General features: G+C 53.7%; 23 protein-coding genes. 8 read left to right on the top strand and 15 right to left on the bottom strand.

The window, feature by feature from the left end:
• Positions 1-41: 41 nt before the first annotated feature.
• Together K3T82_RS29890 and K3T82_RS29885 are read right to left on the bottom strand one after the other, a co-directional pair.
• Positions 42-1,304, bottom strand: a complete 1,263-nt coding sequence (locus K3T82_RS29890; protein ID WP_220197171.1) for an MDR family MFS transporter — start codon at positions 1,302-1,304, stop codon at positions 42-44.
• Between the two features lie 423 nt (positions 1,305-1,727).
• Positions 1,728-1,910: a hypothetical protein gene (locus K3T82_RS29885; RefSeq protein WP_220197170.1), complete on the bottom strand. Its 183-nt coding sequence runs from the start codon at positions 1,908-1,910 to the stop codon at positions 1,728-1,730.
• Positions 1,911-2,223: 313 nt separating this feature from the next.
• On the opposite strand from K3T82_RS29885, the gene K3T82_RS29880 reads away from it, so the two are divergent.
• Positions 2,224-3,780 carry a flavin-containing monooxygenase gene (locus K3T82_RS29880; RefSeq protein WP_220197169.1) on the top strand — a complete coding sequence of 519 codons (1,557 nt, stop codon included), beginning with the start codon at positions 2,224-2,226 and terminating at the stop codon, positions 3,778-3,780.
• Between the two features lie 21 nt (positions 3,781-3,801).
• On the opposite strand, the gene K3T82_RS29875 is transcribed toward K3T82_RS29880, so the two are convergent.
• From K3T82_RS29875 to K3T82_RS29855, 5 genes are all read right to left on the bottom strand, one after another.
• Positions 3,802-4,950 (bottom strand): LLM class flavin-dependent oxidoreductase, encoded by a 1,149-nt coding sequence (locus tag K3T82_RS29875; protein WP_220197168.1) that lies wholly within the window; start codon positions 4,948-4,950, stop codon positions 3,802-3,804.
• Positions 4,951-4,986: 36 nt separating this feature from the next.
• Positions 4,987-5,652: an NADPH-dependent F420 reductase gene (locus K3T82_RS29870; RefSeq protein ID WP_236031638.1), complete on the bottom strand. Its 666-nt coding sequence runs from the start codon at positions 5,650-5,652 to the stop codon at positions 4,987-4,989.
• 200 nt (positions 5,653-5,852) lie between these two features.
• Entirely contained in the window at positions 5,853-6,488 is a 636-nt protein-coding gene (locus tag K3T82_RS29865) for an LUD domain-containing protein (protein WP_220197166.1), read from the bottom strand.
• Positions 6,489-6,634: 146 nt separating this feature from the next.
• A complete protein-coding gene (locus K3T82_RS29860) occupies positions 6,635-7,072 on the bottom strand; it encodes a MarR family winged helix-turn-helix transcriptional regulator (RefSeq protein WP_220197165.1) in 438 nt (145 codons plus the stop codon).
• Between the two features lie 103 nt (positions 7,073-7,175).
• A complete protein-coding gene (locus tag K3T82_RS29855) occupies positions 7,176-9,200 on the bottom strand; it encodes an NAD(+) synthase (protein WP_220197164.1) in 2,025 nt (674 codons plus the stop codon).
• Positions 9,201-9,402: 202 nt separating this feature from the next.
• Here K3T82_RS29855 and K3T82_RS29850 point away from each other — a divergent pair, with 202 nt between their 5' ends.
• Positions 9,403-10,173, top strand: a complete 771-nt coding sequence (locus K3T82_RS29850) for a kanamycin nucleotidyltransferase C-terminal domain-containing protein (RefSeq protein ID WP_220197163.1) — start codon at positions 9,403-9,405, stop codon at positions 10,171-10,173.
• An 84-nt stretch (positions 10,174-10,257) separates the two neighbouring features.
• Here the strand turns inward: K3T82_RS29850 and K3T82_RS29845 are convergent, their stop codons facing one another.
• Complete coding sequence (locus tag K3T82_RS29845) at positions 10,258-11,931, bottom strand: isovaleryl-CoA dehydrogenase (RefSeq protein ID WP_220197162.1); 1,674 nt, start codon at positions 11,929-11,931, stop codon at positions 10,258-10,260.
• A 263-nt stretch (positions 11,932-12,194) separates the two neighbouring features.
• On the opposite strand from K3T82_RS29845, the gene K3T82_RS29840 reads away from it, so the two are divergent.
• Complete coding sequence (locus tag K3T82_RS29840) at positions 12,195-12,989, top strand: PhzF family phenazine biosynthesis protein (RefSeq protein ID WP_220197161.1); 795 nt, start codon at positions 12,195-12,197, stop codon at positions 12,987-12,989.
• 439 nt (positions 12,990-13,428) lie between these two features.
• On the opposite strand, the gene K3T82_RS29835 is transcribed toward K3T82_RS29840, so the two are convergent.
• On the bottom strand, positions 13,429-13,734 hold the full coding sequence (locus K3T82_RS29835; RefSeq protein ID WP_220197160.1) for a protealysin inhibitor emfourin: 306 nt from the start codon (positions 13,732-13,734) through the stop codon (positions 13,429-13,431).
• Complete coding sequence (locus tag K3T82_RS29830; protein ID WP_220197159.1) at positions 13,712-14,896, bottom strand: M4 family metallopeptidase; 1,185 nt, start codon at positions 14,894-14,896, stop codon at positions 13,712-13,714. Before K3T82_RS29830 ends, K3T82_RS29835 begins: the two co-directional genes overlap by 23 nt.
• 568 nt (positions 14,897-15,464) lie before the next feature.
• Here K3T82_RS29830 and K3T82_RS29825 point away from each other — a divergent pair.
• Positions 15,465-15,791, top strand: a complete 327-nt coding sequence (locus K3T82_RS29825) for an RNA recognition motif domain-containing protein (RefSeq protein WP_220197158.1) — start codon at positions 15,465-15,467, stop codon at positions 15,789-15,791.
• Between the two features lie 223 nt (positions 15,792-16,014).
• Here K3T82_RS29825 and K3T82_RS29820 read toward each other — a convergent pair whose 3' ends face one another.
• Together K3T82_RS29820 and K3T82_RS29815 are read right to left on the bottom strand one after the other, a co-directional pair.
• On the bottom strand, positions 16,015-17,109 hold the full coding sequence (locus K3T82_RS29820; protein WP_220197157.1) for a M4 family metallopeptidase: 1,095 nt from the start codon (positions 17,107-17,109) through the stop codon (positions 16,015-16,017).
• Positions 17,110-17,398: 289 nt separating this feature from the next.
• Entirely contained in the window at positions 17,399-18,364 is a 966-nt protein-coding gene (locus tag K3T82_RS29815) for an aminoglycoside phosphotransferase family protein (protein ID WP_220197156.1), read from the bottom strand.
• Between the two features lie 191 nt (positions 18,365-18,555).
• Between K3T82_RS29815 and K3T82_RS29810 the strand changes: the two genes are divergently transcribed.
• From K3T82_RS29810 to K3T82_RS29800, 3 genes are all read left to right on the top strand, one after another.
• Positions 18,556-19,167, top strand: coding sequence for a TetR/AcrR family transcriptional regulator (locus K3T82_RS29810; RefSeq protein ID WP_220197155.1), 612 nt, complete (start codon positions 18,556-18,558; stop codon positions 19,165-19,167).
• 99 nt (positions 19,168-19,266) lie between these two features.
• Positions 19,267-21,372 (top strand): chloride channel protein, encoded by a 2,106-nt coding sequence (locus K3T82_RS29805; protein WP_220197154.1) that lies wholly within the window; start codon positions 19,267-19,269, stop codon positions 21,370-21,372.
• A 146-nt stretch (positions 21,373-21,518) separates the two neighbouring features.
• Entirely contained in the window at positions 21,519-22,118 is a 600-nt protein-coding gene (locus K3T82_RS29800) for a methyltransferase family protein (RefSeq protein WP_220197153.1), read from the top strand.
• A gap of 66 nt (positions 22,119-22,184) precedes the next feature.
• On the opposite strand, the gene K3T82_RS29795 is transcribed toward K3T82_RS29800, so the two are convergent.
• On the bottom strand, positions 22,185-22,976 hold the full coding sequence (locus tag K3T82_RS29795; RefSeq protein WP_220197152.1) for a class I SAM-dependent methyltransferase: 792 nt from the start codon (positions 22,974-22,976) through the stop codon (positions 22,185-22,187).
• Between the two features lie 65 nt (positions 22,977-23,041).
• Positions 23,042-23,632 carry a Clp protease N-terminal domain-containing protein gene (locus K3T82_RS29790; RefSeq protein ID WP_220197151.1) on the bottom strand — a complete coding sequence of 197 codons (591 nt, stop codon included), beginning with the start codon at positions 23,630-23,632 and terminating at the stop codon, positions 23,042-23,044.
• 270 nt (positions 23,633-23,902) lie between these two features.
• Between K3T82_RS29790 and K3T82_RS29785 the strand changes: the two genes are divergently transcribed.
• Positions 23,903-24,454, top strand: coding sequence for a DinB family protein (locus K3T82_RS29785; RefSeq protein ID WP_220197150.1), 552 nt, complete (start codon positions 23,903-23,905; stop codon positions 24,452-24,454).
• Between the two features lie 85 nt (positions 24,455-24,539).
• On the opposite strand, the gene K3T82_RS29780 is transcribed toward K3T82_RS29785, so the two are convergent.
• Complete coding sequence (locus K3T82_RS29780; protein WP_220197149.1) at positions 24,540-25,016, bottom strand: hypothetical protein; 477 nt, start codon at positions 25,014-25,016, stop codon at positions 24,540-24,542.
• Between the last annotated feature and the right edge of the window lie 337 nt (positions 25,017-25,353).

Here is a 25,353-nt window from a genome sequence, read left to right as displayed (position 1 = left end):
GCCGCTCACCTTTTTGCTCTGTGAATCCGCATGTCTCGATCTTACTCTCCGGCTGTTGCTTCAATAGGAAGAGTGGCGAGGGGCAGGCGCGCATTGAATGTACGGCGAATGCGACCCAGGACGAAGCAGCCTGCCGCGACGAAGAGTCCGACGACGAAGCAGCATTGCCAGAAGATGGCTGAGCCCAGGGATTGTAGCGCGAAGCCGCCGAGCACTGGTCCAATCACAAGTGCGCCAGAGCGTACGGTCTGGAAGATGCCTTGATAGGTCCCGCGCAGGTGCTTCGGCGCGATGTCTGTGATGAGTGCGTTGGAGATTGGGTCGTAGAGGATTTCGCCAAGCGTCCAGATGAGCACACCGACGAGATAGCCAAAATAGGATGTCCACCAGCTAAAGATGCTCATCCCTACACCAAGACAGATCGCCGCGATTGCGACCGATGTATTGAGTGAGCGACGATTGAAGAAACTTGTAAGGGGGAGGCTCACAGCGACCGCCAGCACCGCGTTGAGCGCCATCACTGAGCCATAGGCTAGCGGGTTGAGTCCGTGCGCCAGCATATCAAGAGGCAGGGTGGTGACATGTTGAAAGTAGACAGCCTCGAAGAGCAATCCCAACAAGGAATAGCTCCAGAGCCAGGGGTCTTTCAGAGCGTGGAGGAGGTGTAGAGGCTCCTCGCGACTGGCTTCGGCTTTCGCCTTGCGAGGAAGGCGCGTCTCAGGTACACCAAACCAGACCATGATACCGAACAAGAACGTCGTTAGAGAATCCCCAAGGAAGAGCAGCGGATATGAGATTGGCGCGAGCACACCCGCGATGACAGGACCGATAGCCGAGCCAACGTTATTCGCCCAGTAATGCAGACTATATGTCTCAGAAAGCTTACCGCGTGGTGCCATATCCGCGACTGCTGCCGTAGTCGCGGGTAGTGATAGATTACTGAACAGCTCATAGAGGATCGCCAATGCGATAATCAGAGGCAGGCTCCCAGCGAGGCCCAGTGCCAGCATCAGCCCCGCCGACGAAAACAAGCTCACAAGGATGGTTACGCGCCGACCCAGGAAATCTGCCATCATGCCGCCACAGATCCCCGCCATCAGTGAACCCAGCCCCATCAATGAGATTGCAAGTGTCGCTTCGCTAATTGTGAAATGGCGCTCCGAGGTCAGGTAGAGCGCGATAAAGGGCATAATAAATTCCCCCGCGCGATTAATAAAGGAACCAGAGATGAGAGTCCAGAAGGGGCGAGAGAATTGTTGGAGGTTTTCATAGATGATAGTTAAACGATCTATAGGAGATAACACAGAAGATCCTTCCATAAATATAGTAAATGCAATTGGCGTAAATAGAACTTCTTCAGTGTATAGCTCTCGGAGAAAAAACGTCAAGAATATGAGCGAGAACGAGTGGGTAGGGGGCAATAGGTACTACTGGGGAGAATACACGAAAACAAAAGTTTGCCGATCTTTCTCCTCTTGAACTATGCACCTATTTGCTTGCTTTAAAAGCCGTAATGAATGTATAATATGAGATGTATTTATCGGTCTGTCACCAACGTAAGTGCGAGCCTTATTATGCAGGCTTGCAGGTGGCCGGGTCTGGTTCATCCCCGTGTGTTCCCCGTGATCTTGCTCGCTGAGACTTCGCGGAGGATAGGCGGAACCATAAGGCATATTAGTCATTGCCTCGAATGATGAACCTCCCTTCGCATCTTGAAGGGAATGACTCTACCGATTGCTCAGTGTTAGATACGCTCCAATTAGTGGAAGGAGGGGAGTGCGATGTGCGCTTCCCTGAAACCGACTGACAAGTTCGGGAAGGGCCACCTGACCCACGTGTCGATGGAGTCCCCGAAGGGGGTCCTCGTCAACCAGCAGGTTCCCTGCTCTCCGTGCAGCATTGGTGCTCACACAGACTGCAAGCACCTCAAAGGTGGCGAGACCACCTGCTGCGACTCTGAGGCGGACCTGGACCTGCCCGGAGGCCTCAAGATGATCACCGGCTCCTGACCCCTCAGGAGCACAGCACTGCGCATACTGGAGCGCGAGCGGAATTAAACATCCGCCCGCGCTCCCACGGTAGCTTCTCTTCTCCCATCATATCTTCTTCTATCTCTCCTCTCCCCGCGCGAATATAGATAACGCAATTGCCCTCGGCTGTATGGTATACTTGCCTTGAGAACGCGTTTGACAGGTCAGCAGTCAAGCTTGGAGGCAAGAGGATATGTTCCAGGTGTTCGCGAGCAAAGACGCACGCAAGAGACGTTCTAATGGTGTGGGAGAGTCAGCCCCTGAGGAAACCTTACGCGAGAGTGAGGATGGTACGCGTGTTGCGCATATGCGCGTGGCGATCCTGGGGACGGGCTTCTCGGGCCTGGGGATGGCAATTCGCCTCAAGCGGAGCGGCGAAGATGATTTTGTGGTTATCGAGCGTGCCAGCGATATCGGCGGGACGTGGCGCGATAATACCTATCCGGGCTGCGCATGCGATATTCCTTCCCATCTGTACTCCTTCTCCTTCGCGCTCAATCCGCGCTGGAGCCGTATGTATTCTCCACAGAGCGAGATTCGCGATTACTTGCGCGCTTGCGCTAAGCGCTTTGGCATTCTGCCGCATATCTGGTGGGAAAGTGAACTGCTCGACGCCTCATGGAGCGAGGAGGAGCGGCGCTGGCATATCCAGACCTCGGGTCGCGAGCTTACGGCGGATATACTTATTTTAGGAAATGGGCCGCTTTGTGAGCCATCCCTACCTCAAATTTCAGGGATCGAGGACTTCAAGGGGACGCTCTTCCATTCCGCGCGCTGGCGACATGATTATGACCTGGCAGGCAAGCGCGTAGGCGTGATCGGGACCGGAGCTTCGGCGATCCAATTTGTACCACGCATCCAGCCCCAGGTGGCGCACCTGACCCTCTTCCAACGCACTCCCCCCTGGGTTCTGCCGCGCATGGACCACGATATCCCTGCCTGGCAGCAAAGACTCTTCCGTATCTTACCCCTGGCACAACGTCTGGTACGCACTCGCATGTACTGGGAACGCGAGCTTACAGCGCTAGGTATGGTCTACAGGCAGGATGCCCTGAAGTCGGGCGCGGACATCGCCAGCCGCTACCTTGAGCGCTCAATACTCGATCCGGCGCTGCGCGAGAAGCTTACGCCGCGCTACGCCATGGGGTGTAAACGCATCCTCCTCTCAGACGATTTCTATCGAGCCCTCAACCAGCCTAATATTGAGGTTGTGACGGAGGGGATTCGCGAGGTGCGTGCGCATAGTATCGTCACCTCTGATGGCATCGAGCATGAGGTGGATACCATCATCTGCGGAACTGGCTTCCACGTCACCGATACGGAATTCGCGCGCCACATCCACGGGCGCGATGGGCTGGCGCTGGCGGAGGCATGGCGCGAGGGGACGCATGCTTATCTGGGGACGAGTGTGGCGGGTTTCCCCAATATGTTCCTGCTCATTGGACCCAATACCGGCCTGGGTCATAACTCAATGGTATACATGATTGAGTCGCAGATTTCCTATATCCTGGGTTGCCTGCGCTCGATGAGGCGTAGGTCCGCGCGAGAGGTCGAGATCCGGCCCGGAAGCGAGGAGCGCTACAACGAGGAGATGCAGAGGCGGATGCAAGGGACCATCTGGTCTTCTGGTTGTAAAAGCTGGTATCTCGACGCGCGTGGACGCAACACCACTATCTGGCCCGGCTTCACCTTCGAGTTTCGCCATCGGACTCGCCGCTTTGATCCCCGTCCCTACGATCTGCGAGCATAGAAGAGGAGGAGTTCTAGCCATCTATCGCTTGTGCGTTCCTTCCTGCTTCTTGGCGCGGGTTTCAGTCCGCGCCTTACTCCTGGGGGCAGAGCGCTTACCTTCCTCTTCCGCCAGGAGTTCGCGCACGCGGGGGACCACTTGTGTCCCGTATAGTTCGATATTGGTCATAATGTCCTTATGCGTGAGGGCACCCATACCGTACTTCAGATCGAAGCGGTTTGCGCCAAGAGCCGTGAGTGTCTTCGCGATCTTCTGGGCAACGGTTTCTGGCGAGCCCACATAGAGCGCCCCATGTGGCCCAATTTCATGCAGAAATGATTCCTTGGTTGGGATGGCGAATCCGCGTGTCTTGCTATAGTGGCGCATGACTTCCAGGTAGCGCGGCCAGAACGCTTCACGAGCCTTCTCGTCGCTCACGTCGACATGTCCCGGCGAGTGTATCCCCACTGGCAACAGAGGGCGCTCAAAACGTTCCAGGGCTTGCCGGAATAGTTGTGAGAAAGGGGCGAAGCGCACTGGATTGCCGCCAATGATAGCCAGCATCAAGGAGAAGCCGTAGCGCGCGGCGCGGATAACCGACTGCGGGCTTCCGCCGACACCGATCCACACTGGAAGCGGTCCAGATTCAGTGTGCGGCACGATATCCTGGTTATGAAGCGACGCGCGCGTCTCTCCCTCCCAGGTAACCGGACCACCTTTGACGATTTCAGCGAAGAGAGCGGTCTTTTCCTCAAAGAGAAGCTCATAATCGGCAAGGTCATAGCCGAAGAGCGGAAATGAATCGATACTGGAGCCTCGACCAATGATGACCTCTACTCGTCCATTAGAGACAGCATTGAGGGTTGAGTAGCGCTGAAAGACTCGGACTGGATCATCTGAGCTCAATACGATAACGGCTGGCCCGAGATGGATGTGAGAGGTCTGTGCTGCAATCGCGCTCAGTACCACATCTCCCGCTGGCATCGGTATATCATCGGTATGATGTTCGCCAATGCCGAAGAATTCCAGACCAACCTGATCCGCAAGGACCCCCTGTTCGACGATTTTGCGAATCGTTTGAGCATGCGAGAGTGGGTGATCCTCCTCATCATGCATGACATCACCGAAGGTATGAAGACCAAAGGCAAGTGGGAATTTATCTGATTCAGCATTGGGCTGCGTAGTTGTCATAACTATATTCTCCTTCTGAAATGGTCCGAGCTTTATCTACACAGCCTCAGCGCGGACAGCTAACTCAAACTCGGCGCGGTGTAACGACGCTCCGAAGACGGGACCTCCTGGTTCAAACAGGCGACCCATGCGCAGGCGCTCAAAGCGCACGGCATCGTATCCTATGTGCTCGATGAATTCCGCCACCATATCTACAGCGTGTGGATCGTCGCCAGCCACCCCGAGCGCGCGACGTTCCGGCGAACCTTCCGGACGGCGCTCGTCCGCTAGCTCATGGTAGCCAATGTGATTAAGGGTTTTGACGACTGTTGAACCTGTAAGCCTACGTTGAACTATTTCGCTGCTACTATATTGGTCATCCTCAAACAACTCCTGAACGCCATCGACAGGAGGCCAGTAATTCATCACATCGACGACGAGCTTATGGTCCAACAGAGAAGGATCGAGCGTCGTGAACCTGTGAAGCGGAATCGCTAGCACAACAATGTCCGCCTCCTTAATAGCGTCCGCTATCCAGCGTGGCTCGGCTCCTGGCGCCAACACTTGCGCGATCAGCTCGATCTCATCAGGATTACCTGAGGCCGCGATAGATACCTTGTAACCTGCCTCGATGGCGATCCGCGCGATGACCGGGCCGACGTGACCTGCCCCAAGCACAGCGATTCGCGGCAGCCGTGCCTGTGGCAAAGCAGTGGTTGTCATCAATAGAAACCTCCAGTGTAGCCAGCACTGCCTTCATGAGAGGTGGCGCTGGCTCTTACGACAAGATGTCAGTTAAGCGCTTCCAACTCGTTAGTAGTTGGTGTGCCAACGAAAAGCATCTCCAAGAGTTAATCTCTCTTCCAATTGCCATGTCTTAGGTATGACATGGCAATTGGTTAAGAAGCACTATATGAGATGGCTTAGAAGCCAAGGTTCTCATTGACAAGAATGACAGAGATGCGTTCAGGGAAAATTTCGCGATTGATGATCATCAATTTGTTCACCGAGCTATTGACTCCATAGGCGGCTAGAGCCCGCTCATTTTCAAGTGGCAATGTGTATTCATACACGCGGCGGAAGCCTTCATTGAGGTTTCCAACCAGCTTTTGGGTGCCAACCACATAGATGACCTTCGCGGCACCAGACACACCAGAGGCAAGCTGGCTTCCGCTCATGGAAGCAACTAGTAACTGGCCCTGCTCTGTGACTGCATGTACGCTGGATATAAGCACATCCGGGGCGGCGCCTAACTGACGTTTGGCGCGTTCTTGTCCTTCCTCATCTAACTCAACCAGGCGATTGCGCACGACATGATAGCGACCGGATGACTCGATCTCCTTATCAACGCCAATCTGTTCAAGCGTTCGAGATGTGGCATTGAAAACTTCAGCACCATTAGGAATCAGTTCAAAAACCTTTTTGCGTGCCTCCACAGCGTTCGCGACCACGAAGGCTTTCATACCGTTGGCTGTAAGGGCCTCGGCGGTCCTCGCTATGCGCTCCTGAGGCGCGAGATAACCGAATTCCTGATTTGGCACCAACTGAGAATGGCTCATATCTTTATTCCTTTACTGATTACAGCAAAGGGCCTCTCTTTATAGAAAGGCGACCTTTGCTCTAAGAAACATTTTAAAGCGGATATCACCGGAATTATGGTTTTTTACTAAATTCGTTTAACTGTAAACCAGTTGGGCAAAAAAATTTAATCGGGTCCAAGCTTCCGATCAAGGGCATGCAACAACTGGTGAAGATCGTGCTGATCTTCAGGCGTTGAGAACGCCATATGCAGAGCAACCAATCGCTCCTGCTCTGGAACCACCTGCGCGGTAAGAGCCCTGCCACGTTCTGTCAAAGAGACCACATGCATCCGGCCATCTTGAGGGTCTGGTCGTCGTTGAACTAAATCCCGACACTCCAAACGGTTAAGCAGTCCGACAATGTTTCCCTTCGTGACAAACAGCAGATCAGCTAACCGTTGCTGCGAGATATCAGGATATGCCTGAAGATGAGCTAGCACCCCAAATTGTGCTGGTGTGAGGTCATACTGATCCAAATGCTTACTAAGGTGTTGTTCTACCTTAAACCTGACGCGGTTAAGATGCAGCCATGTTCTGACACCAAGATTGAGTTCATGCTTCATGCCTTACCCCCTATCCTTGATGGTTTAAGTGTAAACTAATTTATTGTTTCTGTCAAGGAGGGGGCTTGGCAAGCCGCATCTGGCATAGGCACTGCCAGCGGTGTTATTTTTGTCCTGCCTCTTCCACAATGCTCTTCGCCAGGGTGTCGAGCTCTTGTAGCCAGAGGGCACTACTCGCGTCACTAGGCATCCGCCAGTCTCCTCTAGGCGAGAGCGCGACCGATCCTACCTTTGGGCTATCGGGCATCGCGGAGCGTTTAAATTGCGAGGCGAAGAAGCGCTGATAGAATGTTCGTAGCCAGCGCAAGATCTCATCGGGCGTGTGGTGCGTCTCGAAGACCTGGCAGGCAAGCCAGAAGATTTTGCTCGGCGCGAAGGCATGGCGTACCGCGTAGTAGAGGAAGAAGTCATGCAGCACGTATGGCCCGATGGTCGCCTCCGTTTCCTGTAGTAATGCCTCGTTCTCACCCAGGGGGAGCAACTCAGGACTGATGGGCGTAGCGCTGATATCGTGCAAGACCTCGGCGGTCGTCCCTGCGTACACGCTCTCCGCGCACCACTCGATGAGGTAGCGCACCAGCGTCTTCGGCACTCCAGCATTCACGTGGTACATAGACATATGATCGGCATTGTAAGTACACCAGCCGAGTGCCAACTCTGAGAGGTCCCCGGTCCCCACCATGATGCCACCTATCTGGTTCGCCATGTCCATCGCGATCTGGGTTCGCTCCCTGGCTTGCGCGTTCTCATAGGTCACATCGTGAACATCGACGTCATGTCCAATATCCTTGAAATGTTGTAGGACCGCCTCGCGAATAGGAATATTTCGCAGCGTGATTCCAAGCGACTTCGCCAACTGTTCGGCGTTGTTAAGGGTGCGGCTCGTCGTGCCAAAGCCCGGCATGGTAATCGCCAGGACGCCATCAAGCGGGAGCCCGAGTTTTTCAAAGGCTTGTTGAATGACCAGGAGGGCCAGTGTTGAGTCGAGACCACCAGAAAGCGCAATTGTGACGCGCGTAATGCCCGTCTGCTTGAGCCGCTTTGCCAGCCCGATAGATTGCAAGTGAAAGATTTCCTGGCAATGCTTCGCGCGCTGCGTCGGATCGTAAGGGACAAACGGTGTTGGCGAGAGGTCGGGACGAATGAGTTCCAGTTGCTCGCTCTCTACGATCTGATTGGGCATACTGAACTGAATGGTCCTGTATGCCTGTTTGGGAAGAGCGGAAGAGAAACTGCTATTCCTCACGCGCTCATGAGCCATACGTGCTACATCAATATCGGCAATCGCGATCTGTGTAGAGAAGTCGAAGCGCTCTGTTTCAGCCAGCACTACGCCATTTTCGCAGATCATGCTATGACCGTCGAACACAATATCCGTGGTAGATTCACCTGGACCCGCGCCAGCGTAGAGGTAAGCCGCCAGACAACGGGCCGCCTGCTGCTGCACCAACGCCCGTCGATATGCGTCCTTGCCCAGGATTTCGTCACTCGCGGAGGGATTCAAGATGACTGTCGCCCCGGCTAAGGCCATGCCGCCGCTTGGAGGCTCGACCGCCCAGAGATCCTCGCATATCTCAATTCCCAGAGTACACGAAGGGAAATTACTTGCCGAGAAGAGGAGGTCCGCCCCAAAGGGGAGCGTTTTGCCATTCAGTTGAATTTCACGCAGGGGGCAATCTCGCGATGAGCTAAACCAGCGCTCCTCGTAATATTCATTGGTCGTGGGTAAATATGTCTTGGGCACAATCCCAAGTACCTCGCCCTCATTCATAAAGGCGGCACAGTTGTAGAGCTTGCCGCCAACTTCCAGAGGCAGACCAACCACCGCCGCGATCTGAAACTCTTTTGTGGCCTGCGCAATCGAGAGCAAAGCCTCTCTCGTCTGCTGGAGCAAGAGCGCCTGATAGAACAAATCAGCGCAGGTATATCCTGTGATGCAGAGTTCGGGGAACAGGGCTAGCTGGCAACCGCGAGCCGCCGCCTGCCGCATGGCGTCGATGATCGCGCGCGTATTATACTCAACATGAGCAACCTGTAACTCTGGTGAGATAGCAGCTACGCGCAGAAAGCCCAGAGACGCTGGGGAGAGCATATCCTTATGCACTTTATCCTTATTATCTATTGTCATTACTTATGATCCGCCTTATATGAAACTCATATTTGACTGCCCTGGGATTGTATGCCCTCATCTTATCACCATTTACCCTCAAGCGGGACCGGGCGCGCCATATATACAGAACTATTCACTTCACCGCAAACCGTTGTCTCGCCAAAAATTGCTATAATCTATTGAAACTCACTATAATTTGTGACACAAGGAAGATGTTACTATGCAGTATCCCGTGAAAAAGACGCGAGAAGCCCGCTTACAACTTGCGCAAAAGATAGTAGAAAAGTTAAAAGAACGCTATGAGAATGACCTACTGGCGGTCGCCGTTTTTGGCTCGGTTGCACGCGGAGAAGATAAGGACTTCTCTGACCTTGATATGATAGCTGTCGTCCAGCAGGGTCAGGGAGTCGCGGATGATTTTAATGCTATAGTTGATGGCCTGAAGTACGCCGTTGACATCTTTAGCCAGGATATAGTGCTTGGCAAGATGACAACTGTACATATGCGCTGGCCCTTCCTGGCAGGTAAATTTGTGACCGCAGTCCCTCTATATGACAAACAGGGAATCTTTGCCTCCTACAAAGGAATCTTTCAGAAATTTATCCAGAACGACTTCGCGCCCTATGTGAGGCAAGTATTTGTAGAGGAGATCTTTGAGGAGTGCAACAAGTTTATTAACACAACCGACACTGGCGACAGGGGGCGCGTCCATTACAACGCCTACCATCTCTTCACCAAGCTAGCTATTTTTCTTGGCATAGTCAACAAAACCTATTTTACCAGCGCGGTGGCTTTACCCGAACAAGCGCTAAAACTCCCCATCAATTTCCCATCTTTTCAGCTCCTCGGAAGCTTTGTCACTGGCGATGCCAGCTATGACACCCAACAGTTAAGGAACATTGTGGTGGAGCTACTATGCGAGATTATAAGCTACCTGAGAAGTAGCAACATAGAGTTCGAGGTAGAAGAAATCATCTTTAAAAGCATGTAATTTTGAGCGCGGTATAGTCTAAAGCCATTTGCTTAAGAACATCGCATACGAAGGTCTCTTCATATGCGATGCTATGCGCCTGATTTATCCTATCCCAGGAAGCGAGCGTGCCAGGATCGCTTCGGCGTCGGTGGTGGGTGGGAGCGTGCCGAAGGCGCGGCCCCATTCGCCTCCGAGTCGCGAGAGGCAGAAGGCGTCGGCGAGCGCTGACGGTGCGTGCTGAACCATGAGCGCCCCCTGTAGGACCAGGGCGAGGCGCTCGACCAGGAAGCGCGCGTGCCACTCGATATTCTCCTGGTTCGCGAGTTGGCGCTGAAGATCCTGAGCGGCGGAGTCAAGATGTGTGTTCGCGCCGCGTGCGGACTCAATCTCCTTGAAGTAGCTTGCGAGTACCTGGGGTTGCTTTGCCAGAGCGCGCAGAACGTCCAGGCAGTTTACATTCCCCGAGCCCTCCCAGATCGAATTGAGTGGCATCTCGCGGTAGAGGCGCGGCATGATGCATTCCTCGACATAGCCATTGCCGCCCAGGCATTCCAGGGCTTCCGCCACATGTGCCGGTCCGCGCTTCGTCACCCAGTATTTACCTACCGCCGTTCCCAGGCGCTTGATATGCTCCTCATGTTCATTGCTTGGAGCCTGCTCACAGGCGCGAGCCAAACGCAGGGCTAGCATGATCGCCGCCTCGACCTCAAGCGCGAGGTCCGCGAGCACGTTACGCATCAAGGGTTGGGTGAGCAGTGACTTGCCGAAGGCGTTGCGGTAGTGAGCGTGGTGTAGCGCCTGCGTGAGAGCCTGCCGCATCATAGCCGCGCTTCCCAGCACGCAGTCCAGGCGCGTATGATTGACCATCTCAATGATCGTGCGCACGCCCTGCCCCTCCTCACCAAGCAGAAAAGCCACTGTATCCGCGAACTCGACCTCGCTAGAGGCGTTGGAGCGATTGCCAAGCTTGTCCTTGAGCCGCTGGATAGCGAACGTGTTGCGCGTCCCATCGGGCAGTACGCGTGGTAGGAGGAAGCAGGAGAGCCCGCTGGGAGCTTGAGCCAGCACCAGGAAGAGGTCGCACATGGGAGCCGAACAGAACCACTTATGCCCGGTTAACAGATAGGCCCCCGTACCCAGGTCGGTGGCAGGGACGGCCCGTGTAGTATTCATACGCACATCTGAGCCGCCTTGCTTCTCCGTCATTCCCATACCACACAGTCCCCCGCGCTTCTCCGCGAGTGGGCGCAGACCAAAATCATACGCGAGGGAGAGCAGTGGTGGGAGCCAGGAGGCGGCATGTCGCTTTAAGACAGGGATGGCGGCATGGGTCATCGAAATAGGACAGCTATGCCCTGCCTCAATCTGGGTCAGGAGGAAGAAGCCAGCGGCACGGGCTACCTGGCTGCCGGGCTGGTCCTCACGCCAGGAGAGAGCGTGCGCGCCCCAGGAAACCGCCTCGCGCATGATGTTGTGCCAAGCCGGATGAAACGTTACCTCGTCAACGCGGTTGCCAAAGCGGTCATGGGTATGGAGCGTAGGAGGATTCTCATTAGCCTCAAAGCCCCACTGAATAACCTCCGCGCTGCCGAGGCGTTTTCCTAGCGCGTCCAGGCTCGCGCGCGCCCAGGAGGCACCCTCGCGCTCGATGCCATCGCGCAAGGCCGTATCAAGATTAAAAAGATTGTACTCGCTAAGTGGCGGGGGCTGATTCTGTACTGTATGCGTGGCGCGTCCAGGCGTAGTGGCTGTCGAGGTGTGCTTCAGTGCGTCCATCGTACTAATCCTTCTTGCGTGCGAGCTACGCTCAGGCGACATTGCCCAAGCCTTGCGACCTACCAGACGAGAAGTATATAAGCATAGTGTAGCATACGTAGCTGGCAACGCGAACGGCAAGACTCATCATTGGCTCTTGATCGCGGCGCGAATGGCTGTAGCAGAGTCATGCTCTTTCCTCTACAATGAGAGCGTAATAGGTGATGGAATGGGTTCGGTCAGGCTCTCGAAGCGTGTTCAGTATTACAAGGAGGTCACTGGTTATGAGCTTACCAGTATTTTTTGTAGATGCCTTTACCCACAAGCCCTTCGCGGGAAACGCCGCCGCTGTCTGTATATTGGATGGCTCTCGCGAGGATGCCTGGTTGCAGCGCGTCGCCAGCGAGATGAATCAGGCCGCGACGGCCTTTCTACTTCCCGAGAATGACGGCTACCGCTTGCGCTGGTTCTCGGCGAAAGTCGAGCTTGAACTATGCGGACATGGTACGCTTGCCAGCGCCCATACGCTCTGGGAGCAAGGCTATCTGCCACTCGATACCGAGGCTCGCTTCTATACACGTGGTGGAGCCTTAACGGCGAGGCGTGATGGCGAGTGGATTGAACTCAACTTCCCCGCCAAGCCAGAGGAAGAAGCCGAGAATCTGCCAGTCTTCGCCGAGAGCCTTGGGACAACTCCCCGCTACATTGGCAAGAGCCAGCTCGATTACATTGTCGAGCTTGAATCAGAAGAGGCTGTGCGTGGCATCCAGCCCGACTTTCAGCGACTGGCGACGGTCCCGGCGCGAGGCGTGATCGTTACCGCTCCCGCGACCAACTCCGATTCAGAGTATAACTTCGTTTCACGCTTCTTCTGTCCCAGCGTCGGCATCAACGAGGACCCTGTTACTGGTTCCGCGCATTGCGTCCTCAGCCCCTTCTGGAGCAAGCGCCTGGGCCGAGAACAACTGACAGGCTATCAGGCGTCAGCGCGCGGCGGAATCGTGCGAGTTCGTCATGATGGTGATCGCGTTCTGCTTGGAGGTCAGGCAGTGACGGTGCTCAGCGGCACTTTGTTATAGTGAAGATAGTGCTCGCTACAGCGGAGCGTCAACATATGGAGCGGCGTTACAGGTACAATAAACCCCTATATGTAGGCGCAGAGCTTCAGCCTGCGCAGACGATCACCGACGTAGTAAGGTGTAAAGCGCTTGCTAAAGCTGAGCGCCTACATATGTAGGAGTTTGGTGTATTGCGATAGATAATACGCAAAGGCGCGTGAGCTTCCATATGACTGAAGGCTCACGCGTCTATCTGCCTGCTATGGTCTTACGCGAAAACCAACGTGCTGTGGTGCCCCACATGGGTTACGGCTAGTGCGGTCACCTTATCGACCCTCTGAGCGCGTCCACATGTTCCAAGCACCAACGTCGCTCTCGCGACTAGCGCAAATGCGCTCAGGTGCTCAGAAAGGAGTAGGTACCAGGAGCCTGGAAAGTGAATATTGAGCACACACCTGAGCTATTCATTGAGGTGGCGATTGAGGAAAGCCAGTAGTTCCTGTACATGCTGATCCTGTACGGGATCGCACACGCGCAGAGTATACTGACAAGTTCCATCGTCAATCATAAGTGTATAGCGCTTCCGATCCGCTCCTTGTGACGGAATCTTGACCATATTCGAGCGGTCGAAGATGTGTGCATTCGCGAGCAAGTGTTCAAGCTCGTGAGCTTCCTGAGAGGTGAGTGCCGTGCTATCCAGAACGCGAGGTCGCGTGAGTCCTGGAAAGTAGGCAAGACCACCTTCAGTCCGCAGCGTCACTTTCATGAGGATGTTCCTCCTGTGTCTCCTCTGGTGTCGTCTCGGGGACAGACGATGTTTCGATAGGCATACGTGTTGGTGGATGAGTAACTTTTGCTTTGAACACCTTCACTGTCTCCCAGGCCTTCTGGATTGCCTGCTGTTCCGGACTATTGGTACCGTAGAGCTTCTCAGCCTGTTTGACCGTCAGATTCGCGAAATCACTGAATTTGGATGTCGGCTTCAGAGATGAATCGCGTAGCGTCTCATACCACACGCGCCCAGCCTTCTCCCATGCAAAGCCACCGATAGCGGTCGCAGCCAGGTAAAAGGCGTGGTTAGGAATCCCCGAATTTATGTGTACACCTCCATTATCATCCTCGGAGTCAACATAGCCATCCATCGTCGCTGGTTGAGGGTCCTTGCCCAGAATGGGATCATCGTAAGCCGTACCAGGGGCCTTCATTGAGCGCAGTGCTTTCCCATGAACCTTGCTCGTAAACAGACCCTTACCAATAAGCCAGTCGGCCTGATCGGCTGTCTGCTGAAGAGAGAACTGCTTGACGAGTGAGCCGAAGACATCGGAGATGGACTCATTGAGCGCGCCTGGCTGCCCTTCGTAGTTCAGATTGGCCTCGTTATCGGTCACACCATGAGTTAGTTCATGCCCGATGACTTCGATGGCGATGGTAAAGCGGTTGAACTGATCTTTATCGCCATCCCCAAAGACCATACGTTCACCATCCCAGAAGGCATTGTCGTACTGTTTGCTGTAGTGAACGGAGGCATTGAGTGGAAGACCTTTGTTGTCGATGGAGTTGCGGTTATAGCATTTCTGAAACAAGTTGAAGGTCCAGCCGAGGCCATCGTAGGCTTCATTGACCGCGACATCCTTGTTGGCGGGCTGCTGTTCACCCCGGACGAGCTTACCGGGCAGGTCAGTCGATTGTTGGGCGTCATAAATCGAACGATGGGGAGTAGGAGTCGTGCCAGGGGTATCCTCACACTGTTGATTTGGGATTAACCGCATGAGACCGGGGTTAGAAGCGCGCGCAGCCCGGACGGACTGATCGAATGCCAGAGCCCGTAATGCTCGTAGGCGCTGCTCGCTGGAACCGCGCTCCGCGATGGACGAGAGGATGTGGGGGGGAATGATGCTATGGATGTGCCGTGGGAAATGCTGATTCATGAGAAGAGTGTCTCCTTTCAACTTACAACATGTTCAACCACCACCGGTTGACACTCCGAAGCCTTCCTACCGAACAACAGAGCCTATCCAGGTTGAAACGAAAGCCATTAGTGACGAGTGCTGCCGAGCTCTGAATCTCATAGAAGGAGTTCGCGCCAGCCACGACAGTGGTTCCATGACCCGAAAAGGACCGATCTTCGGATAGGATTCCTGAATCCAGATGACATGCGCAGAAGAAACAGTTACATTCTGATATCAACTATAGCATATGAAATGTGTAGGTGCAACAAAATCACAAAATGTATATATAGTGTATGCACATTTTACCTGATGGAGTGCAAGCAGATCCAGTCTTTCAACGTGTGTATAAAGCGAAGGATTCGACTTTTACGAAAGCGCTGAAATACGCAAAAATTGGCCTTGACGAAAGAGTGCGGAGGGAATAAACTGTCTCTATAGTATGTTTTTAGTATCGTATGGCATCAGAGAGAAATTGTATCGCTCCTGTGAGAATTGGTTTCCACGAGCGTCAATTCGTTGAGAGATGTCAGCACAGGAGCAGACAAAGATGAGAATTTACGTTGGGGGCATCCCTTATCAGACAACCGAGCAAGATCTGACTCAGCTTTTTGAGCAGATTGGCCAGGTTACCTTCGCCACGGTTATCATTGACCGCGACACTGGCCGCAGCAAAGGCTTCGGCTTTGTTGAGATGAGCAGCGACGAAGAGGCTCGCGCCGCGATTGAGCAGCTGAATGGTACGACGCTTGGTTCACGCACCATTACTGTTAACGAGGCCCGTGAGCGCCGCGCCCCCGGTTCTGGTGGTGGTTACCAGGGTGGTGGCCGTGATCGCCGCTCGAATGGCGGCGGTGGGTATCGCGACCGCTACTAGTTCGCCTAATACTTCTTTAGGGAGTGGAAGCGCAGAAGCTTTAATGTCTGCGCTTCCACTCCCTGCTTTTTGGGGAAAGGGAGGGCTTGCCGTCCCTCCCTCCCTGCACGCTCGCGAAAGCGGAGCGTCTGCGTATGAAGAAGCCTCTTCCCTCAAAACGTAAACCAACGAAATGTAGTCGCGTACACTTTAGTAGCGACTGCATATTGCGGCATTCTTCTTCTCAGTCGGCGGCGCTCTCCTCGTTGGAGGTGTGTTTGTGAGGAAGAACCTTGACGGCTTCCCAGGCTTGTTGGACGGCTTCTCGCTCTTTACCTTCATCGCCTTGGAGGCGTTCGGCTTGTTTGAGTGTGAGATTGGCAAAGTCCTTAAAGGTTGTTTGTGGACCCATTGCCGAATCTGTCATCGCCTTGTACCAGATGTGTCCGGCTTTCTCCCAGGCATAGCCCCCCAGAGCCGTCGCGACCAGATAGAAGGCGTGATTTGGAATGCCTGAGTTGGTATGCACCCCTCCATCATCGTCCTCAATCTCGATATAGCCATCCATCGTCGCGGGCTGAGGGTCCTGTCCTAGTATGGGATCATTGTAGGCTGTACCGGGTGCTTTCAAGGAGCGGAGCGCGACCCCCTGCACCTTGTGGGTAAAGAGCCCCTCCCCGATCAGCCAGTCGGCCTGATCGGCGGTTTGACCTCGCGAAAACTGTTTGATAAGTGAGCCAAAGACATCGGAAATCGATTCGTTAAGAGCGCCTGATTGTCCCTTGTAGTCTAGATCAGCCTCATAGGCCGTGATACCATGCGTCAATTCATGACCAATCACCTCGATGGCGACCGTAAAGCGGCGGAAGAGATCGCCGTCGCCATCTCCAAAGACCACCCGTTTACTTCTCTCATCCCAGAAGGCGTTATTGTAATCCGAGCTATAGTGGACCGTCGCTTTGAGCGTTTGACCTTGATTATCGATGGAGTTGCGCCCAAATTTCTGTTGATAGAGCCTATAAGACCAGCCCAGACCATCATACGCCTCATTGGTCGCGCTATCGCTTCCTATGGCCTGCCCTTCCTTACGTACAATCTTCCCCGGCAGGCGACCGCTATGGTGAGCATCATAGATGGTGCGCCTGGGTGTGGGGGACTGAGTCCTCTGAATGCTTCGCCTCCGCCCCGCTGCCTGTCTCGTGGGATGAGTGCTGAGCGCGACTTGCAGGGCCCTGAGAGCGTGCTGACGCTGCGTTCGCGTGCCCCGATTCGCGATGGAGTACAAAATGTACGGTGGAACAATCCCATAACGGGAATGACGGGGTATATGTTGCTGCATGAGAGAGTAGTCTCCTTTCATCTCACAACCTCTACTTCCAACCAGCACAAGACAACCCTCCAGGGGGAGTCAGTAGGTGTCACCTGTGGAGCGCTCCTGCATGCTTCCAGTCGGGAAGATGGCCCGATATTCAGGATCAGGCAGTGTAGAATGAGAAGACGCTTGTTTTAAAAGTATAATATATAGCATTAGGATTTACAAGAGCAATCTGTCTAAAAGGTATTATTTGTGAATATGGCGTTTCAATAATTTGTGAATTTGTGCGGTGCAGGCTACAGACTCGTTTAATTTATGAGCGAAGAAGGGTTTCAAGATCTGTGTTTAGTACCATTATCTGATGGTGGGTATAGCGGTCAAGAGGGCGCTTACGCAAGCTCCTGGCGAGTGCTCGCACATTAATAAGCAAGCTCTCAAGACATATATACTGTTCGATAGATGCGGGGAGAGGTGCCAGGTCGGCATAACCGTGCATGAGGGCAGGTGTAAGGCGGAACGGTAGCCGTTCCCCATCGCGCATGGAGAAATGCCCAAGATCATACCATGGGCTAGTGCCTCGGATCTCGCCGAAGTCGATAATACCGCTATAGTGTCCCTCATGCTGGAAGATATGGGTCGCGTCCAGGTCGCCGTGTGCTAGATGAGCCTGGGGAATATCTAGCCAGGACGCATAGCGCGTTCGTACCAGATTGAGGCGCTCAATGTCATCTATGGGCAGGAACTGTTCTGCCAGGAAGGCCAGGTCTGCCTCCCAATATTCCAAGGCAAAGGCGCTGTGCATCTGATGCTCGCCACGTAGCGAGCCTGGATGTGGATCGTCCCGAGCAATCCAGCCGAAACCCTCGACCAGCACGCTATTAATGCGGGCTAGATCGCGTCCACCCTCGCGTGCTATAGACTCTTGCTCTGATTGATTTAGCTCAGGCGATTGGCTAAGAGGTTTCCCCTTGATCTCGCTGACGACCATGATTGAGCGCTGAAGTTGTGCCTCACAATGCTCGAAGTAGATTATTTCTGGCACCCTGACACCAAGCGCACGCAGGCGCTCATGTACTGCTATTTCAGGTGCGAAGCTCTGCCCCTCTTCTGGAAGTATGCGTAGATAAAATGTCTCCCTACCATGAATGATGCGATAAACAAAGGTGGATACTCCCTCTTCCACGCGCTCTATGGAGCAAGATGAAGAAGGGAACACACGCTTTGCGATTCTCGCGATTGCGCTCAGGTCATTCAGTTTATGTAAGTTCTCTTGTGGCATTGATATCACCCTTTTATATAGCGACCAAGCATGATCGTACCCGCAATGAGTTCAGCGCGTCAAGATCCTATGCGCATAATTTGACTCTCAGGGGTGCCTTGACAGGTAAGATTATGATAGCCTATACTGAAAAAGTTATATAAATGACTGGTTGCCCAGGAAAAACGTTGAGAGAAGTAAGGAGTGCCCCGATGCCTAAAGTTGTCGATGAGCAGACACGTGAGGCGACACGACGTCGCATCTTGCGTCAGGCGGCAAGCGAGTTCGCGCGCCTGGGCTTTGATCAGGCCAATATTAATATTATTGCCGAGCAGGCTGGCATTGGTAAGGGCACAATCTATCTGTATTTTGAGAATAAGCGCGAACTTTTTCTAGCGATGCTGCGCTATATCGCTCAGGATCACCTGTTAGCGATTCGCGCTGCCCTGGCGATTGATGGCACGATCCAGCAACGCCTGGAGCGCCTCTTCCTCGCCTTTGCTCGCCTCGCGCGGGACGAGAGCGATAGCTTTAACGTCTATATGAGCGCCCTCTATGGAGTTAACCGCGCTTTCCAGGCTGAGGCAACTAAGCTTCTGCGCGATTATCTGGCGACTATCGCGCTTACTCTGGAGCAGAGTCAGGCGCGTGGTGAGATTCGGTGCTCTGATATCGAGGCGACGGCGCTGATGATACACTCACTCACCGAATCATATATTCTCTCCGCAAATGTGCTGGGTCAATCAGAGCAGGCTGTTGCGCGTCAGGCTCACCTTGTCACGGATATGGTACTTCGTGGTATTGCGGTCTCAGCAACGAGCTAGTGGAGTCGCTGCTCTTTTTTTTACCTTTTATTGGCTGACCGCCCACTCATGATTTAGGCGCAAAACTGTTACAATGAATTGGAGGTTCTGATACAAGCTATGAACTCGTCTGTCCCTGTTACATTTCTGAAAAGACTCTTTCATATCAGGCGCAACGCGCGTAGCTTCGAGAGCCCTCGCTATCTGCTCAAATGGCTGCTTATCAGTACGCTCATTGGCCTGGTCGCGGGGTTAGGCGCGATTGCCTTTTATGCCGCGATCAACTACACGACTGACCTCTTTCTTGGGCGGATAGTCGGTTATCTTCCACCCAGTCCAGGCGGAGAGGGCGCGCAACAGGGAGTCATGAACTTCTGGGCGTCCGCGCGTCCCTGGCTCTTGCCATTAATTACGACCCTGGGTGGTCTGGTCTCGGGTATCATTGTCTTTAGTCTGGCTCCCGAGGCTGAGGGACATGGGACTGATGCCGCGATTGCGGCCTTCCATGAGGGGAAGGAGATTCGAGCGCGCATCCCCCTGGTCAAGCTGGTTGCTTCGGCGATAACGATTGGTTCGGGGGGCTCGGCTGGACGTGAGGGACCAGCGGCCCAGATTAGCGCGGGCTTTGGCTCTATTCTGGCGACTGTGCTTCGCCTGGATGTACAGGATCGTCGCCTGGCGCTCGCGACAGGTATTGGTGCCGGGATCGGAGCCATCTTCCGCGCGCCCCTTGGGGGGGCAATCCTTGCCGCCGAGATTCTCTACAAAGATGATCTTGAGGTCGAGGCCATCATTCCGGCTCTCATGGCTTCTATTGTTGGATATAGTGTCTTCGGAGCATGGTCGGGCTGGAATCCAATCTTCACTGTACCCGCTGATCTGGCCTTTACTCAGCCATTGCAACTCCTCTTCTATGTGGTTCTGGGTATCCTTTGCGGCTTGCTGGGCATTGGCTACGCACGCGGCTTCTATGGCATCACACATATCTTTCATCGCCTCCCGCTTCCTCGCTGGGTCAGGCCGGGTATTGGCGGCTTGCTTGTTGGCTTGATTGGACTAGTCCTTCCACAGGCGCTTGGTATGGGTTATGGCTGGGTACAGGTGAGCATGGGTCCCGGCCTTATGGGGTTACCTCTCTGGGTTATTCTGCTTTTGCCCTTCGCCAAAATTATTACAACTGGACTTTCGATTGGCTCTGGTGGCTCTGGTGGCATCTTCGGTCCCGGTATGGTCATTGGCGGCATGGTGGGAGCGTGCTTCTGGCGACTCTGCTATGGGGTAGTGCCCGGAGTACCCGCGACACCTGCGCCTTTCGTGATTGTAGGTATGATGGCCCTTTTCGGTGGGGTTGCGCACGCCCCCCTTGCGGTCATGCTGATGGTCGCGGAGATGACAGGGAATCTCTCGATGCTCGCGCCAGCGATGATCGCCGTTGGTATCGCCAGCATCCTTGTAGGCGAGACGACGATGTATACCAGTCAGCTTCCGACACGGGCCGATTCCCCCGCGCACCGCCTGCAAATGTCTTTCCCTCTCCTCTCAACACTGAATGTACGTCAGGCAATGAAACCGCTCACACTCCAGTTCGCGCCTGGCGAGGCGCTCTCACGGGCGGCGAGCACATTGACGGAGAAGGGATTGAGTGGCGCGTCCGTTATCGATCAGCAGGGTTGCCTGGTTGGTGTCCTGACGCTAGCCGATATTGAGCGCGTGCCCATCGAGAAGCGCCAGGAGAGCTTTGTGAGTGATGCTATGCATCACGATCCGTTGACCTTCTATCCCGTTGCCACGCTGGATGAAGCGCTTGAGCGTTTGAGCAATCAGCGTGTGAGTTGGGCTCCGGTCGTGGATGTGGAGTCATTGCCGGGACATGTCAATATCCTTGGTATCCTCGCGGTGAGTGATATTGTGACCCTCTATCGTCAAACACTGGCGAAGGCTTCCAGGCGTATGCGCGGGTTGGTTACGGGAACGGTCATGCTGGAGATAACGGTTGAGCCGGGTATGCTCCTGGCGGATGTTCCTCTGCGCGAGGCCCAGTTACCGCATGAATGTCTGGTTGTCTCGATTCGCCAGGGAGGTGACCAGCTCTTCCCACGGGGCGGAAGCGTGATCCAGGTGGGCGACTTCGTGACCTTTATGGTCAGCCCCAGCGGGGAAGAGCGCTTGCAGAGCTACCTTGCGCAACGACGTACTCCCCCGCTATCCTTGAGTACCAGCAACTAAAGGCTCTGAAGGGTTGTTGTTGTATCCAAACAAGAGTACATACATGTGTATATGCCTGGGCAAAGTGTGCTCCAAGCATTATACTTCATCTATAGTCAATAGCGTTCTAAATGAGTAATGCTTGAAGAACTGACAGGATTGGGTATATGCAACCACTTTTCGCTCAAAATCTCTTGTTTCGGAATGTTCTTCTGTTCGGCTATGTTTTATGGGCGGTGATAGAAGTGATTTTGGCGATCAGGCAACTCATACATGTACATGCGGGCGCTCACCTCAAGGATAAAGGATCGCGGGTGGTGGTCAGCGTCACGCTCGGACTTGGTATCTTGCTCTGCTTGCGGTTGCCTTTTGCTGTCCCTGCTACCAATATTACGAGTGCGATCAATTTGATCGCCTGGTTCGGCATCGCCTTGATTTATGCTGGTCTTGCTTTCCGACTTTATGCCGTTGTAGTGCTTGGTCGTTATTTTACCCCCAGTGTAGCGGTCGTTGCCGATCAGCATGTGGTAGAGAATGGACCCTACAGGCTTATTCGTCATCCCGCCTATACTGGCCTGCTCATCATGTTTCTGGGCTTTGGACTTAGCTCAACCAACTGGTTGAGCTTGCTGGCAATTATGGGCTGTGGGTCGATTGGCTTGAGCTACCGTATTTATGTTGAAGAGCGTGTCCTACAAGAGCATCTAGGTCAACCATATCGGGAGTATATGCGGCGCACGAAGCGGCTCATACCCTTTGTGTTGTAACTCAGATATGTAAAGGAAGTTCGCCATGCCTTGACTGTATGACGGACTTCCTTGTTTCAGCCGCGCTTACTTGACAGCGATACGGACGCGGTAACTCACATACCAGGGGACAGGTGTGGTGCCGATATATTTGTGCGCGGCTTCGGTCAGGCGATCTAAGCCGGTCTCTTGATCGGTGAATTGGAATTGACTGAACGCGGAGCTACGTGTCATATCCAGATATCGACTCGCGTCTCCTTGCTCAACATGATGAAGCAGCACCGCATGAGTGAAGCGGAAATGCCCACTCTTACTCATGTTTTCGAGGTGTTGCTCTTTCGACCAGAGCTTGAAGGCAGGGGGAAGTCCGCGCTCCTTTATAAGTTCCACAAAACGTAGACTAACTTCACGGGAGATGCGATCAAGATCCCAATGGATAGCTGGTGGCATGTCATAGTCATAGGCCGCGAAGATGCCACCGGGTCGCAAAATACGAGCGATTTCAGCCAGGGTCGAGGTTGGCTCCATCCAGTGGAAGGACTGTGCGGCGGTGACGATATCGGCGCAGTCATCGGGTAGCCCGGTCTGATGCGCCACCCCTTCCTGATAGCGAATATGGTCCGCGTGGGGATGGCCCTCGATTTTGTGAAGTGCCTCTTTCCGCATGTCGGCGTTGGGTTCGATCCCGATGACCTGTTCGGCTCTCTCTCCCCAGATGGCGGTTGAGATCCCGGTTCCGCTCCCCAGGTCTACGACCAGGGCGGGATGCGGCAAGTCAATCAATTGAGTCAACACATCGAGCAAGGCTGATGGTGGAGTTGGGCGTACCTGATTGTAGCTAGCGGCTTTACCAGTCCAGATTTTGCTGTTCTCTGACATGTTTTGTACTCCTTCCGTACAGATTAAATGCGTGCCTCTTTGAAACCTTTTGCGTGAATGAAGTGCTAGCCAAGAAGCTCGAAAATCTGGGAGCGTACTTTTCCCAAGACGCCGAAGGTGTCGAGAATATCCGCGCCGATACCACCGCCATCGCGCACGATTCCCAATAAGATATGTTCGGTGCGCACATAGGCGCTGCCCTGGCGCTCCGCTTCATCCATTGCCAGTGAGAGCACTTTGCGAACGCGGGGCACATAGTCTATTTCCCCCTCGACGGGTTGGCCCCCATGCTTAATTTTCTCTGTAATCGCGGCCCGAACGGGCTCAAGTGTGACACCCAAATTCGCCAGAGCCTGGGCCGCAAGACCATTCTGCTCTCGCAATAGGCCCGCTAACAGGTGCTCGGTTCCGATAAACTGGTGATTGAAGGACTGCGCCTCCTCGCGGGCGAGGGCGAGCACATGCTGAGCATGCCCATTAAAGCGGCTGAGATGTTTGCTAGGTATCCATGTCGGCTGATAGTTCTGCAACGCCTGGAAGAGTAGCTGGTTGAGGACGCTAGTAATTGTGCGATCCTCGGTCTCGGCGATCTTCGCGAGTTGCTCATAGAAATGATTGGGAATTTCGACCCGTTGTCGATCTTTACTGGACGGCATACAACCCTCCTTCTCAAGTACTTACCACCGTAATTACGCTGGTGTACCTCTATTGAGAGAGTACCATGGTACTTACCATGGTGTCAAGGGTGAAGCATGTGGGTATAGCGCAGGAGGGCATGGTGCAAGCTCAAAATTTTGAGCTTGCGTATGGTGGGAGGACATACGAATTGGGCAAAGGCGCATTCTAGAAGATAGTCGATATCAGGGTCGATCATGACCGCTTTTGATGGTAATATGCAGGAAAAGAAGCAGAAAGGAACACACGTTATGGCTGAACAACCGATGGAGACGACATTGCGCACCGCTCTGTGGCGACAGTTCGGCGCAGCTATCGATATGCTTGAAAACGCACTGGTGGCTTGCCCCGATGTGCTCTGGCAGGAGCATCTCTGGACCGACCCTGAGGGACCGGAATATGGAGCTTTCTGGGAGATCACTTACCATACCCTCAGTTCGCTTGATCTGCATCTTACAGGTTGCTCAATGGAAGAATTCACTCCCCCTGCGCCCTTCAATAAGAGATCTGATGATGTCATCTCCCAACAACCCTACACCAAGGATGAACTCCACACCTATCTGGTGATGTTACGCAAGAAGTGCCAGATCACGATTGCTGAGTTGTCCGATGAGAAAAAGCGCCAACCGTTCACTTTCCCCTGGCCAGGAGGAGCAACTATAAACTTCTTAGAGCTCCAGTTGTGCGGCATGCGTCACGTGCAGGAACATGCGGCCCAACTCAGCCTGTTTCTCGGTCAGCATGGCATCCCAGACAAGGCTCTTGACTGGGTTCCGCAAGCCAGGGATGAAGCGAGCCTTTGAGGCGTGGGAGAGGAAAGAAGTCGTAAAATGTAGTGCGCGCTACATCTTACGACTTCTTGCTTATAATCATTGAAGATGAACCAGCTTAGGCGATCCGTTCAAAGGTGGTAATCCAGTTGGTTTCCCAGGTTTTACCACCATCGGTTGAGAATGCTTGCTCCCATTGGCATGCGCTGGTGGTGGTCTCCGACCAGATCACACGGCAAAATATGCTTCGGCCCTCGAAGTATTCTTGCGAATAGAACTCGCCTCGCCCATCTTTGAATTCGCCGATGGCCGGTTGCGTGTCCAGTCCACTCGCGCTATTGGCTAGATAGATGTGCCATTGCCCCGATTCAGGCTTGAAGAAGCGCAAGGTCATGCCATACACTGGCCCTGTCTCGCGCTCAAGCGTAAATTCTTCTATGTTACCGAGCCCGCCTAGAATCTTTCGCATTACCGTAGTGCCACCAAACTCTTCCCAGGTCGTCGATCCCTTGAGCCGCTCCTTCAGACGCCGATTGTGTACCTTCCAGGTGCCAACGAAAAAGTCAAAGTCCGCGCGTCCATCCTTTTCTGTCATGCTATCCTCCTTTGCTTGTTTAAGGCTGATTATAAGATAGTTCCTGTTGTTCAAGGTGCCACAGCCGAAATGCTGTCTTGAGTATACTCACATATGCGGACAAATACGGCCTGATTAAGCATGATTTTTATGGACTCGCATTTTTATGGAAATTCGCCAGATTCAAAAATCTGCTCCTGAAAGCCTTGCGTTTCTTGGATTCCGCTGGTATACTCTTTACTAGATAGTGTTATTTGTACACTATCTTCGAGATTGTGAGCAACTGGCTTTGCCTCGCTGTGACGTTGGCAAATGCTTGCTTTTTTTTAGCTCTGACTTAGTGTAAGTTTGACACTAT

It is taken from the genome of Ktedonospora formicarum, assembly GCF_016587355.1.
GTDB classification, from domain to species: domain Bacteria; phylum Chloroflexota; class Ktedonobacteria; order Ktedonobacterales; family Ktedonobacteraceae; genus Ktedonobacter; species Ktedonobacter formicarum.
This window is presented reverse-complemented; position numbering and strand designations above follow the sequence as displayed.

Coding starts and splice junctions, on each gene's coding strand:
- K3T82_RS29880 (WP_220197169.1), top strand. CDS start 2,224: ATGTTCCAGGTGTTCGCGAGCAAAGACGCACGCAAGAGACGTTCTAAT.
- K3T82_RS29875 (WP_220197168.1), bottom strand. CDS start 4,950: ATGACAACTACGCAGCCCAATGCTGAATCAGATAAATTCCCACTTGCC.
- K3T82_RS29870 (WP_236031638.1), bottom strand. CDS start 5,652: ATGACAACCACTGCTTTGCCACAGGCACGGCTGCCGCGAATCGCTGTG.
- K3T82_RS29865 (WP_220197166.1), bottom strand. CDS start 6,488: ATGAGCCATTCTCAGTTGGTGCCAAATCAGGAATTCGGTTATCTCGCG.
- K3T82_RS29860 (WP_220197165.1), bottom strand. CDS start 7,072: ATGAAGCATGAACTCAATCTTGGTGTCAGAACATGGCTGCATCTTAAC.
- K3T82_RS29855 (WP_220197164.1), bottom strand. CDS start 9,200: ATGACAATAGATAATAAGGATAAAGTGCATAAGGATATGCTCTCCCCA.
- K3T82_RS29850 (WP_220197163.1), top strand. CDS start 9,403: ATGCAGTATCCCGTGAAAAAGACGCGAGAAGCCCGCTTACAACTTGCG.
- K3T82_RS29845 (WP_220197162.1), bottom strand. CDS start 11,931: ATGGACGCACTGAAGCACACCTCGACAGCCACTACGCCTGGACGCGCC.
- K3T82_RS29840 (WP_220197161.1), top strand. CDS start 12,195: ATGAGCTTACCAGTATTTTTTGTAGATGCCTTTACCCACAAGCCCTTC.
- K3T82_RS29835 (WP_220197160.1), bottom strand. CDS start 13,734: ATGAAAGTGACGCTGCGGACTGAAGGTGGTCTTGCCTACTTTCCAGGA.
- K3T82_RS29830 (WP_220197159.1), bottom strand. CDS start 14,896: ATGAATCAGCATTTCCCACGGCACATCCATAGCATCATTCCCCCCCAC.
- K3T82_RS29825 (WP_220197158.1), top strand. CDS start 15,465: ATGAGAATTTACGTTGGGGGCATCCCTTATCAGACAACCGAGCAAGAT.
- K3T82_RS29820 (WP_220197157.1), bottom strand. CDS start 17,109: ATGCAGCAACATATACCCCGTCATTCCCGTTATGGGATTGTTCCACCG.
- K3T82_RS29815 (WP_220197156.1), bottom strand. CDS start 18,364: ATGCCACAAGAGAACTTACATAAACTGAATGACCTGAGCGCAATCGCG.
- K3T82_RS29810 (WP_220197155.1), top strand. CDS start 18,556: ATGCCTAAAGTTGTCGATGAGCAGACACGTGAGGCGACACGACGTCGC.
- K3T82_RS29805 (WP_220197154.1), top strand. CDS start 19,267: ATGAACTCGTCTGTCCCTGTTACATTTCTGAAAAGACTCTTTCATATC.
- K3T82_RS29800 (WP_220197153.1), top strand. CDS start 21,519: ATGCAACCACTTTTCGCTCAAAATCTCTTGTTTCGGAATGTTCTTCTG.
- K3T82_RS29795 (WP_220197152.1), bottom strand. CDS start 22,976: ATGTCAGAGAACAGCAAAATCTGGACTGGTAAAGCCGCTAGCTACAAT.
- K3T82_RS29790 (WP_220197151.1), bottom strand. CDS start 23,632: ATGCCGTCCAGTAAAGATCGACAACGGGTCGAAATTCCCAATCATTTC.
- K3T82_RS29785 (WP_220197150.1), top strand. CDS start 23,903: ATGGCTGAACAACCGATGGAGACGACATTGCGCACCGCTCTGTGGCGA.
- K3T82_RS29780 (WP_220197149.1), bottom strand. CDS start 25,016: ATGACAGAAAAGGATGGACGCGCGGACTTTGACTTTTTCGTTGGCACC.